The organism is Hymenobacter jejuensis (genome assembly GCF_006337165.1).
GTDB lineage: Bacteria > Bacteroidota > Bacteroidia > Cytophagales > Hymenobacteraceae > Hymenobacter > Hymenobacter jejuensis.
Genome location: NZ_CP040896.1, coordinates 4,051,895 through 4,064,433 on the forward strand (window position 1 = coordinate 4,051,895; position 12,539 = coordinate 4,064,433).

Annotated in this window: 6 protein-coding genes; all 6 read left to right on the forward strand. The window is 57.6% G+C overall.

Features of this window, described 5'->3' with window-relative positions; genetic code table 11:
• The first annotated feature begins 162 nt into the window (after positions 1–162).
• On the forward strand, positions 163–3,465 hold the full coding sequence (locus tag FHG12_RS16745; protein WP_139516818.1) for a SusC/RagA family TonB-linked outer membrane protein: 3,303 nt from the start codon (positions 163–165) through the stop codon (positions 3,463–3,465).
• A gap of 21 nt (positions 3,466–3,486) precedes the next feature.
• Entirely contained in the window at positions 3,487–5,256 is a 1,770-nt protein-coding gene (locus FHG12_RS16750) for a RagB/SusD family nutrient uptake outer membrane protein (RefSeq protein WP_165699435.1), read from the forward strand.
• Positions 5,257–5,480: 224 nt separating this feature from the next.
• Positions 5,481–7,328 carry a glycoside hydrolase family 97 protein gene (locus tag FHG12_RS16755; protein WP_230471167.1) on the forward strand — a complete coding sequence of 616 codons (1,848 nt, stop codon included), beginning with the start codon at positions 5,481–5,483 and terminating at the stop codon, positions 7,326–7,328.
• 16 nt (positions 7,329–7,344) lie between these two features.
• Positions 7,345–9,177: a glycoside hydrolase family 97 protein gene (locus tag FHG12_RS16760; protein WP_139516821.1), complete on the forward strand. Its 1,833-nt coding sequence runs from the start codon at positions 7,345–7,347 to the stop codon at positions 9,175–9,177.
• 56 nt (positions 9,178–9,233) lie between these two features.
• Entirely contained in the window at positions 9,234–11,213 is a 1,980-nt protein-coding gene (locus FHG12_RS16765; RefSeq protein ID WP_230471168.1) for an alginate lyase family protein, read from the forward strand.
• Positions 11,214–11,288: 75 nt separating this feature from the next.
• Positions 11,289–12,533 carry a glycoside hydrolase family 88 protein gene (locus tag FHG12_RS16770; protein WP_139516822.1) on the forward strand — a complete coding sequence of 415 codons (1,245 nt, stop codon included), beginning with the start codon at positions 11,289–11,291 and terminating at the stop codon, positions 12,531–12,533.
• Positions 12,534–12,539 lie beyond the last annotated feature (6 nt).

Consider the following 12,539-nt stretch of genomic DNA (forward strand, 5'->3'; position numbering starts at 1 on the left):
ACCTTCGTATAGGTTTTAGTGCAATCGAATGCAATTCTGAGTCAATATAGTCTGGCCGCGCATTTGGCACTGTGCAGCACCAGCGACAGCACGCGCCTGATGTGCGCAGCCACCGGTTAAGGCAGCGATTTTTCAACTCGTCCATACTCATCCCACTACCTTATGAACACACTCCGTACCCTGCTGTTGAGGCGCATTGCAAGGGCTACATCCGTAGCTGGCTGCGCACTTCTGCTTTATTCGCCGGGGGCACTTGCCGCCACCCGGTCTTTCCTCGACACGGCACCCGCAAACGTTACTTGGTTTGCTGAGGTGCCGGTATCCGGCCGTGTGGTGCAAGCCAACGGTGAACCGCTGCCGGGCGTGACCGTGGTTGTGAAAGGAACGACCACGGGGGCGAGCACCGATATGGATGGACGCTTCACGTTGAACGTGCCCGAAAACAGCACCTTGATATTTAGCTTCGTAGGCTATGTGCGGCAGGAAGTGTCCGTCACTGGAGCCAACAGCTCATTGAGGATCATCCTGGCCGAAGACACTAAGACGCTCGGCGATGTAGTAGTAGTGGGTTACGGCGAGCAGAAGAAGGAAACCCTGACCGGTGCCGTCGCTACCGTCGACCAGAAGATTTTCCAGAACCGTGGTGTCGTCGATAACCCGCTGTCGGCTCTGCAAGGAGTAGTGCCTGGGGTAGTAGTAACGCGCACGGCCGCTGCGCCGGGCCGCGCCAACTGGAACTTCCAGATTCGGGGCGCTTCTTCGGTGAACGGTAGCTCGCCTCTTATTGTGGTGGATGGCGTGGCGCTGAGTGATCAAAATGCGCTCAACACGATCAACCCCAATGACATCGACAACATCTCATTCCTGAAAGATGCATCCGCGGCTATCTACGGGGCACGCGCGGCGGGTGGGGTTGTCCTGGTAACTACCAAACGGGCCAAGGCCGGCAAAACCACGGTGCAGTATGATGGTTCGGTATCGCAAAAACGCATTGGGTTGCAGCCACACCTGCTGAATCGCCAGCAGTTTGGGCAGGGCCTCATTGATGCCACCACCAACGACAACTACGGCGTCCCCCGCACGGATTATATCTGGTACAAAATGGGGGTGGCGATGGCGAACGCTACGACCCCTTACCTGGACAAGGCTGGTGCCGCCCAAGTTGGTTTTACCGATGTTAATGACCTCCCCCTGTTCGACAACAACTGGGTGGATGTGCTCTGGGGTCGCGCTACTTCCACCCAGCACAACCTAAGTGTTGCGGGGCGAGGTGAAAAAGCGGGTTACCGCGTCTCCCTGGGCTATCTTAAAGATAATAGCTTACTAAAGTGGGGCAACAACTCTAATACGCGCTACAACATTCGCCTGACGCACGATTACCAGTTCACCGACAAGTTTAAGTTAGAGACCAACCTGTCGCTGGAGCGCAACGACATCATCCAGCCTACGATGATCAACAGTGTGCTCGGGCAGTATGCCCAGCCTGGTTTTCCGGTCAACACGATCAACGGCAAAGCCTATTCCTGGGGTACGCAATATAGCCCCAACGCGCAAGCCGAACTTGGGGGCGACACGAAGGAGGGCAACAACCGCGTTTTCACCAACTTCCGCTTGATGTATGACATCACTAAGCACCTGCGCGCGGTGTCGACGTTGGGCTACAACTGGGCGATCTCAGAAATTGCGGCCCAGCAGAAATCAATTCAGTGGTACAACTACACGGAAACGATCCAAGCCGCCGATAACCCAACCCGGCAAAATACCTCCTACGCACGTAGGACGGTAAGAGACGCCTACGCAAACCTGAACGGTTTCCTGGAATACAACAACACCTTCGCCGACAACCACGCCGTGGGCTTGACGGCCGGCGTGAGCTACGAGCGCGACGAGCTCCGCGACTTTCGCACGCAGACCAATTACCTGGCTAGTGACCTGGTGCCGTCGTTGAACCTGGGCATTGGCGACGCTTCTACCCGCAGCAATACGGAAAGCCAGAACCATTATGCCATCGGCTCTTACTTCGGCCGGATCAATTACGCTTTCAAGCAGAAATATCTGCTCGAAGCTAATCTGCGCTACGACGGCACATCAAAATTTAACGCCGCTAACCGGTGGAAGTTCTTCTACGGCGTGTCGGGCGGCTGGCGCGTGTCCGAAGAGGAGTTCATGAAGAACCTCTCGTTCCTGAGCGAACTCAAGCTGCGCGGCTCGTACGGGGAATTGGGTAACCAGAACGGCATCGGCCTCTACGATTACATCCAGACGCTGAACGTAACGGCCACCACGGGCCAAACCAGCTCGGGCTTTCCCATCCTAGGCGCTAGCCCAGCGGTGCTGGTAGCACCCACCACCGGTTTGGTCAGCCTAGACCGGACCTGGGAGCGAGTACAAACCACTAACGTCGGAATTGATTTCAGCGTCCTGAACCGGCGCCTGTCGGTGAGTGCGGACTACTTCGTCAAGCACAACCGGAACATGCTACTCGATCGGACCTACCCGGCAGTGCTGGGCGCTACGGCACCCCGAGCCAACATCGGCCACTTAAAAACCTGGGGCTGGGAAGCTTCCCTGCAATGGCAAGATAAAATCGGCGACGTGGGCTACCACTTTGGGGGCAGCATCACCGACAACCAAAACAAGTTGATTGACTATGGCGGGGCGCGCGTCATCAACGCCGGCTACAACACGGCCGTGGAAGGTTTTCCGATCGGCTCTTACTTCGGCCTCGAATACGCTGGGCGAATCCAGACGCAGGAACAGCTGGATGCTTACCGCAAATTGGCAACCGGCAACAACGTCGGCATGCCGATCACGACTTTCAACGCCGATGGCACAGTCAACGCCAAAGCGCCGGGTGTGCGGTTGGGCGACAACATGTACAAAGACCTGAACGGCGACGGCAAGCTCACGACCGACGACCTGAAATACATTGGTCGGGATGATCCGCGCTACACCTTCTCGTTTAACGTGGGCGCCGATTGGAAGGGCTTCGACTTCAACGCCATCTTCCAGGGTGTGGGCGAGCGGACCATTTTCCGGACTGGCGACTGGCGGGTGCCGTTCGGTTCCGTCTTCCAGGGCCAAACCAACTTCTGGTACGGCAACACCTGGACGCCCGAAAATACCGAGGCCTATTATCCTATTCTCTCGGCGAACACCAACGGCGTGAACTACAACGCCTACAACTACTACGCTTCCGATTGGTCCGTGCAAAACGGCGCGTATCTGCGACTCAAGAATGCGGTGCTCGGCTACACAATACCACAGACCATTTCCAAGCGCTTTGGTCTGGAGCGAGTGCGCGTGTATTACTCAGGCAGTGATTTGTGGGAAGTGACCCACATCAAAGATGGCTGGGACCCAGAAGCGTCTCGCTTGATTGGTCGGGACAATAACCTCTCGACGCCCTTCGAGCGCTACCCCTTCTTCCGCCTGAACACGCTCGGTGTTAACCTGACCTTCTAACGCATTTCCCACACTTGCATAATGAAAAAGTTTCCAAAATTCTATCTGCTGCTTCTGTCGGGGGGGCTTGCACTGACGCAAACCAGCTGCAACGACTTGCTGGATCTCAAGCCCCTGGATGCGATTACCGATGTCTCGTACTGGCAAACTCCGAATGACTTTCTGCTGGCGGCCAATGCTTTCTACACCTACGAGCGCAACTTCGGGGAGGTCGCCTACGATGTTGTACCCAATACCACGACGGTAAACTACCACGCCGACTTCAACGCAGACATTGGTTTCACCGGGGTCGCCAATACAACGAACAACTACAGCCGTGGGCTAAACACGATACCGGTTACGGACAACAACTACAACACGGCCTACTCCCGGATTCGCAACATCAACTACATGCTGGGCAAAGCCGGTGCTTTCGCAACCCCCGCCGCGATCAAGCAGTACGTTGCCGAAGCCAAGTTTTTCCGGGCCTATGTGTACTTCGATTTGCTGCAGTTCTACGGCGGCGTGCCGATCGTTGACAAAACGCTGGAACCCGGTGCCCCGGAGCTGCAGCTGCCCCGCAACTCGCGCGACGAAGTGGTGGATTTTATTATCCGCGACCTGACCGAGGCGCTGCCCGACGTGCCCACGAAAGGAGCGCAGGCCACCACGGATGTGGGGCGCGTAAACAAGGAGGTAGTGCAGGCCTTCTTAGGACGGGTAACCTTGTACGAAGGCACCTGGCAGAAATTCCGCGGTAACGCGAGCCGGGCCACGACGTTGCTCGATCAGTCGTCAGCGGCCAGTAACGCCGTGATTACCAGCGGGGGATTCAGCCTGTTTGCCCCTGCCGTGCTCGGCGACTCGGCACAGAAATACATGTTCATTCTGGAAAACGAGAAATCGAACCCCGCCAGCTTGACCAAGTCAGCCAACAACGAGTACGTGCTGGCCAACCGCTACAACTTCACCCAGCGGCAAATCCGCAATAACATCTCGCGGCAGGCGAACAACATTATTCCGACGCGAAACTTCGCGAATCTCTACCTCTCCAAAGACGGCTTGCCCATCGAGAAGTCGCCGCTTTTCCAGGGATACGCCACGATGAAGTCGGAGTACCTCAACCGGGACAACCGCATGCGCTACAGCCTGAAAGTGCCGGGCCGCGCGTACTGGTTTGGCATCAATAACCCACGGGTAGACTGGACCGGCGGCCCCGCCGACTTGAAGACGGCGAACACAGTTTCCTTTAATCCAACCATCAACAGCTCAACGGGTTATGCTAATCAAAAATGGATTTCGGAGCGCGCTGTTGCCGACAACGAAGAGGGCTATGACTACCCCGTCATCCGCTACGCGGAGGTGTTGTTGAACTATGCCGAGGCCGTTTACGAGAGCAAAGGCAGTATCAGCGATGCCGACCTAGACAAGTCGCTGAACTTGGTGCGCCAGCGCGTCAATAAGACGATGCCCAAGCTGAGCAACGCTTTCGTGTCGACCAATGGGCTGGACATGCAGACGGAAATCCGCCGCGAACGGACCATCGAACTGTACATGGAAGGCTTTCGGTTTGATGACTTAAAGCGTTGGAACACAGCTGAGACGGTGCTGAAACAACCGTTGTTGGGCATCAAATGGACGGGCACTGAATACCAGACTACGTGGGCCGTGAAGGCTTCGACGCCCAAAACGGCAAACGGAGAGTTGATTGTGGATGCCACGCGCTCTTTCGGTACCAAGAACTACCTGCTGCCTATTCCGTCGCAGCAGATTCAGTTGAACCCCAACCTGCAGCAAACGACAGGCTGGTAAGTGAGGGAGCAGGCATTTCCAGAAGTGACCCTGGAAGTGCCTGCCCTTAAGCGATTCAGGCCCGCAGTTGTCTTACCCCCTGGTAGAGGCTCGCTGGGCAAGCACTGGCTGGTGAGCGCCTCGCTGGCTGGCAACTCTTTTCGCGCTACGTGCTTTTTATGACCAGAAGGATAGCTGAGGTTAAATGCCTTGTAATCAATATAATACTGTTTATAAGCAGCGGCTTGACTTACGGTCAGGCAGCTGTTCTGCCCGCCACGCAATTGCTGTCACCTGATGGAAAAGTGATGGTGACGGTGTACCAAAAGGAAACGGCGCCGGGCAAGCGTCACCTGTATTACCACGTCGAATTTCGCAAGCAGCCCGTGGTGCTGGAGTCGGGGCTGGACATTCAGATCGACAACCACGTGTTTGAGCACGCCATGGCGTTGCCGGTTGATCGCCACTCCGACTGGTCGGAAAACCTAATTCTGACCAACAAGCTGACTATCAGCCACGACACGGTGTGGCAGCCATCCTACGGCGAGCGCAGCCAGGTTCGGGACCACTACAACCAACTGGACATCCAGCTGGCAAAAGACGACAATCCCGACTACCGGGTGAGCCTGCAGGTGCGGGCCTACAACGAGGGCATCGCCTTTCGGTATTTCTTTCCCGAGCATCCCAAAGGTATCTACTACCGTGTGATGGCGGAAAACGACGAGTTTACCTTACCGGCCGACACGAAGGCGTACTACACGGCCTGGGCCCAAGGCAAGTACGAGGCACTTCCGCTCCGTAACTGGCCCGAGCCCAGCGAACGGCCGCTGACGCTAGCGCTGCCCAATGGCCTCTACGCCAGCCTGCTGGAAGCCGGCCTGACGGACTATGCCATGACCAAGTTCAAGCTGAGCCCGACCAAGCCCAACACCGTCGTTACGAGCATGTACGAAAGCGTGGACCTGATCTCGCCGGTGGCCACGCCCTGGCGAGCCATCCTGATCGGGGAGAAGCCCGGCGATTTGCTGGAGCACAACGACCTGGTGCTCAACCTCAACCTGCCCACGAAGCTCAAAGATGCTTCTTGGATTAAGCCGGGGAAGATCATCCGGGAAATGACTTTGACCACGCAGGGAGCGAAAGACGCCATTGACTTTGCCGCCACGCGCGGCTTGCAGTACATCCTCTTCGACTGGAAGTGGTACGGCCCGGCCTTCAGCTTTTCTTCCGACGTGACCAAAGTTGTAGCGCCCATCGACATGCCCGCCGTGATTCAGTACGGCCAGGAAAAAGGCATTGGCGTGTGGCTCTACGTGAACCAGCAGGGCTTGCTGGCGCAGATGCGCGAATTGGCCCCGCTCTACAAAAAATGGGGCGTGAAGGGGGTTAAGTTTGGCTTTGTGCAGGTGGGCTCGCACCGTTGGACGACCTGGCTTACGGAAGCCGTGCAGGTGGCCATGGACAACGAGCTGATGGTCAACATTCACGATGAGTACCGCCCCACGGGCACCAGCCGTACCTACCCGAATGTGATGACCCAGGAAGGAATTCGCGGCAACGAGGAATTTCCCGATGCCACCCACAACACCGTGCTGCCGTTTACCCGCTTCCTCGCCGGCGCCGGCGACTACACCATCTGCTACTACGACAAGCGCCTCAAGACCACCCATGCCCATCAGCTCGCATTGGCGGCGGTGTATTACAGCCCAATTCAAACGCTGTTTTGGTACGACAAGCCCAGCGCCTACCAGGGCGAGCCGGAAGTGGAGTTCTTCGAAAAAGTGCCCACCACCTGGGACGAGACCAAAGTCGTGCAGGGCGAAATCGGGCAGTACGTAACCGTGGCCCGGCGCAAAGGCCAGGATTGGTTTGTGGGCACCATCACCAACAACGACAGCCGCACGCTAAAACTGCCCCTTAATTTCCTGCCCAAAGGCCAAGCCTACACCGCCTCTATCTACGCCGATGACCCCACCCAAACGACGCGTACCAAGGTGAGCATCATGCGCAAGAAAGTAAAAGCTGACCAGACGCTGGACGTAAAGCTGCTGCCCTCGGGTGGGCAAGCTATCTGGCTGACTCCCACGAAGTAGCACAACCGCGTACCCTATGAAAGCCTGCGTTCTCTTCTTGCATTTCCTATTGTTGACCCTAGCCCTGACCACGCAGGCCCGGGAGAAGAAATCCTATTTGATTTCTTCTCCGGATAAGAAAACCCGGCTGGAAATCGCCGTGGATGCGCAGGGCAACTTGCAGTACCGGGCAAGCTACGGCGGGCAGCAACTAGTTGCTTGGTCCCGTCTCGGCTTTGACCTTAACGGGCGCGCAGTCGGTACCAATGCCGCCGTGCAGAATGCGGCGCAAAAGCCTGTCAATGACTCATTTACATGGGCGTGGGGCGAGAATGACCACATCGAGAATCGATACCAGGAAATCAACCTGGCCTTGCAGTCGGCAGGGCTGAGCTTGCAGTTGCTGGCCCGCGTATACGACGGGAGCGTGGCTTTTCGCTACGTGCTGCCAGCGCAAGCGGGCGTTGACAATGCCGTGATGGCGAAAGAGAATACCGAATTCAATTTCACCGATTCCTACACCGTTTACCAATATCATCACGAGTCGGTGTTTACTCCTACTCGCCTCGATTCCCTAGCAACTACCTGCGACTTTCCGGCTACGCTCACCAATGGCAAATATTACCTGAGCGTAGGGGAGGCGGCCAACGACAATTTTACCAAGGCGGAACTGAGAAAGGGCACCACTCCCAGCAGCCTGGCCGTAGCCTTCGCCCGCGATACTGCCGTTCGGGTAGCGTTGCCGTTTCAGACGCCTTGGCGCACGATCAGCTTTGCCCGCACGGCCATCGGTCTGCACCAGTACAGCGAATTGAATTTGAAGCTGAACCCACCCGCCAATAGTACACCAGCCGGCCTGAAACCCGGCAAAGTCATCCGCGCCCAGCTCAACACCCAAAGCGGCCTCGACTGCATTGATTTTGCCGCGCGCAATAACTTTCAGTATATCCTCTTCGACGCGGGCTGGTACGGGCCGGAGCGAGCCCTGAGCTCGGACCCGGCCGTGCCCATACCGGCCATTGACCTGCCGAAGGTGATTCAGTACGGCAGGGAAAAAGGCATTGGCATTGTCCTGTACGTCAATTACATCGGTCTTCAAAATCACCTTGATAGCATCCTGCCGCTATACAGGCAGTGGGGCATCAGCGGGCTCAAGTTTGGGTTTGTAGATGGCTTCTCCCAAAACGGCCTTACCTGGCTGGCCATGGCCATCAGGAAGGTGAACGAAGCGGGGCTGTTTCTCAACATCCACGACAACTACAAGCCGACGGGCTTGAGCCGCACGTACCCCGCCTTGTTCACGCAGGAGGGCATTCGGGGCGACGAAAACAGCCCCGATGCCTTTCACACCACTACGCTGCCGTTTACCCGTTTCCTGGCCGGGCCGGCTGATTTTACCTTCTGCTATCCCAATTCGAAGAACAGCTACAGCAAAAACCTGAAGGTGAGCATGGGCCAGCAGCTCGCCCTCACGGTGGTGTATTTCAGTCCCTTGCAAGCCATTTTCTGGTACGGCCGTCCCACTGAGTACACCAACGACGCAGAGATTGAATTTTTCAAGTACGTGCCCACCGTCTGGAACGAGACCCATTACCTCGCCGGGGAGATCGGCCAAAACATCAGCGTGGCCCGGCGCCACGGCCAAACTTGGTTTGTAGGCAACGCCGCCGGACCACAGGCGTGGCAAAGCCGAATTAAGCTCGATTTTCTGCAAAAAGGCCAGCCCTACACGGCCACCGTGTACGAAGACGACGGCCAAGGCAGCATTGCCAAAAGAACGCTGGCAGTTAAAAAAGGAGATGCCCTGGCCTTCGACCTTAAGGCCAAGGGTGGGCAGGCCATCATACTTGAAGTAACGGAGCACAAATAATGCACACCTCAATGAAGACTAGTGCTGGAATAGCCTTTCTGTTTAAATTATTGATAATGAGTACGTTATCAATAGGACAGGGCTTTGTGCATCCGGGTTTGCTGCACAGCCAAGAAGACCTGGACCGCATGAGGCGCGCCATTGCGGCGAAGCAGGAACCCATTTATGCCGGCTACGAGGTGTTTCGGCAAAATCCTGCTTCTCAGGCCACTTACGCCATGCAGGGGCCCCTGGCAATGGTTGGCCGCAACCCTACTGTTGGCCAGGGTACCTACGACTCGGACGCCAACGCTGCCCACCAAAACGCCCTGATGTGGTGCCTGACGGGCGAGCGGGCGTACGCGGAGAAAGCCAAGGCGCTGGTCAACGCCTGGTCGGGCACGCTCACCAGCATCACGGGCCGTGACGCCGTGCTCATGGCGGGCCTGGGGCCGTTCAAGATGGTGCAGGCCGCTGAACTGCTTCGCTATTCGAACGCGGGTTGGTCGGAAGCGGACATTCAAAAAACGGAGCGCCACTTCAAGGAAGTCATCTACCCGGTGCTGCGGGAATACGCGCCCTTTGCGAACGGCAACTGGGACGCGGCGGCGGTGAAAACTGTGCTGGCCATCAGCATTTTCTGTAACGACCGGCCGATGTTCGAGGATGCGCTGCGCTACTACGTGAACGGTTGGGGCGATGGCCGGCTGACGAACTACATCATCAACGAAACCGGGCAGGGCCAGGAAAGTGGCCGCGACCAAGGCCACGCCCAGCTCGGCATTGGCATGTTGGCCGAGTGCAGCGAAATGGCTTGGCATCAAGGCCTTGATCTCTACAGCTACGCCGATAACCGGCTGCTGCGCGGCTTTGAATACGCCGCCAAATACAACTTGGGCTACGACGAGGTGCCCTTCGTGACCACCCTGGACCGTACGGGCAAATACTATCACCAGCGCGTTTCCGCCATTACCCGCGGGCAGCTGCGGCCCTTGTACGAGCAAGTTTACAACCATTACGTGCACCGTCGGGGCCTCTCGGCCCCATTTACTCAGCAGGCTGCCGAAAAGCTACGCCCGGAAGGACCCGGCAAGCCCGGAGCCGACCACCCCGGCTACGGCACACTCTTCTACACCCGGCCGGCGGAAAAAGCCAGTGCAGCGACCACAAAGCCGTCGGCACCGGGCGGCTTGGTAGCCAAAGGGCAACCTTCGGGGGTAACCCTGACCTGGGTGGCCGCCGTGGGCGCTACCGGCTACACCGTAAAGCGGGCCACCCAAAAGGGAGGGCCTTATGCCGTTGTCGCGCAGCGTGTTGTCGCGCCCGTTTATACGGACAAGACAACCCAACCCGGCGCGATCTACTACTACACCGTCACGGCCAGTAACAGCTTGGGGGACAGCCCCAATGCCTATGAAGTTGGCAGCAGTGCCGGCTTGCCGGCGCCGTGGAAGCAACAGGATGTAGGATTGGTAAAAGTAGCCGGCTCGGCCTACTACGACGGAGATCAGTTCCGGCTCGAAGGCGCCGGAAGTTGCATTGATAGCACCAGCGACCAATTTCAGTTTGCCTACGTGCCACTGAAGGGCGACGGGGTTATCGTTGCTCGGTTTGTGCCGCAGGTGAGCTCGCAGTTTTCCCAGTTGGGGCTGATGATGCGGGAAGGCCTGACACCCGGTGCGCGCCACGCTTCGCTGTTGCTGGCGCCGCAGAAAACCGGCGAGATTGAAATGCCGAGCTGGGCCATCCGCCTTGTCACGCGGGATGCGGATGCGGGGCTAACCCAGGTACGAAACACCAGCGCGCCGCTCGCCGAGCCGGTGGTGACCTTTGGCCGTCTCGTGAGCTATTACTGGCTGCGCCTGGAGCGCAAAGGCAATACGATATCCGGCGCGATCTCGCCCGATGGCCAGACCTGGACGCCGGTAGGAAGCGTGGTCACGGCCCTCAAAAAAGATCTGTACGTGGGCCTGCCTGCCTGTTCCCGCCTGACTACCGTGAGCACGACCGTACGCTTCGATCATGTTTCAGTAACGGGCTGGAAGTCAAGTATATAAAATTGAGGCTGTTGCCCTTCCTAAGTGGGTAAGTACCCCCTTCAATTGAAAGAATAGTAGTTCAAATTCCGCATTATGCGCTCGCTCCCCCGCTTTTTCACTTACCTGATGCCGCTGTTGTTACTCGGTGGCTTCGCCCCGAGCTGCACTCCCAAAATACCATCGGCGCAAGCATCAGATTCTGCTGCCACTGGTTTTAAGGTAGACCAGCAGCTGGCGTATTGTGCCGCCCAGGCCCGCAAAACCGTGGCGCTAACGCCGGACTATACGAAGCTGCCGCGGCGCATCGGCGCCGGCAAAAACCAGTGGGAGTATGTAGATCGGGAAGACTGGACCAGTGGCTTCTGGCCGGGCACGCTCTGGTACCTGTTCGAAAACCAGCCGACTGATTTTTGGAAGGGGAAGGCTGACACCTTCACGCGCAACCTGGCTCCCGTGCTCGACCACAAAACAGTGGACCACGACCTGGGCTTCATGTTCTACAGCAGCTACGGCAACGGATACCGCCTGACGCAGAACCCGGCGTACAAACAGGTGCTGCTGCGCGCTGCCGACTCGCTGGCCACGCTCTTCAACCCCAGGGTGGGTACCATCCTTTCGTGGCCGCGCATGGTCAAGCAGATGAACTGGCCGCACAACACAATCATGGACAACATGATCAACCTTGAACTGCTGTTCTGGGCCAGCAAAAACGGAGGCCGCAAAGAGTTCTACGACATGGCCGTGAGCCATGCCCGCGTGACCAGTCAACACCACTTCCGCCCTGACGGTACGAGCTACCATGTGGCCGTGTACGACGACAAAACGGGGCAGTTCATCAAGGGCGTGACCCACCAAGGCTACAGCGACAACTCGATGTGGGCCCGGGGGCAGGCCTGGGCCATTTACGGCTTCACGATGTGCTATCGCGAAAGCAAAGAGCCGGAGTTTCTGGACCGGGCGCGCAAATCGGCCGACGTCTTTATTCAGCGGCTGCCCGAAGACCAGGTTCCTTACTGGGACTTCGACGCGCCCGATATTCCCAAAGCCCCGCGGGATGCCTCGGCGGCCGCAATCGTTGCCTCGGCTTTGCTCGAACTCTCTACGTTGATGCCCGACCAAGCCGTTGCTCAGCGCTACCGGCGGCAGGCCGAGAACATGCTTGCCTCGCTGTCGACGGCCCAGTATCAAGCCCGCGACCAAGGCCCGGCCTTTCTGCTGCACTCGACCGGCCATAAGCCTAACGGCTCGGAGATTGACGCCAGCATCAACTACGCCGACTATTACTACCTAGAAGCGTTACTGCGCTTGCAGAAACTGCAAAGAGGTAAGCCTTTGTAAATCAAT

What these genes read in the sequence shown, in the direction of transcription:
- FHG12_RS16765 (WP_230471168.1), top strand. Translation starts at nt 9,234, where the DNA reads ATGAGTACGTTATCAATAGGACAGGGCTTTGTGCATCCGGGTTTGCTG.
- FHG12_RS16770 (WP_139516822.1), top strand. Translation starts at nt 11,289, where the DNA reads ATGCGCTCGCTCCCCCGCTTTTTCACTTACCTGATGCCGCTGTTGTTA.
- FHG12_RS16745 (WP_139516818.1), top strand. Translation starts at nt 163, where the DNA reads ATGAACACACTCCGTACCCTGCTGTTGAGGCGCATTGCAAGGGCTACA.
- FHG12_RS16750 (WP_165699435.1), top strand. Translation starts at nt 3,487, where the DNA reads ATGAAAAAGTTTCCAAAATTCTATCTGCTGCTTCTGTCGGGGGGGCTT.
- FHG12_RS16760 (WP_139516821.1), top strand. Translation starts at nt 7,345, where the DNA reads ATGAAAGCCTGCGTTCTCTTCTTGCATTTCCTATTGTTGACCCTAGCC.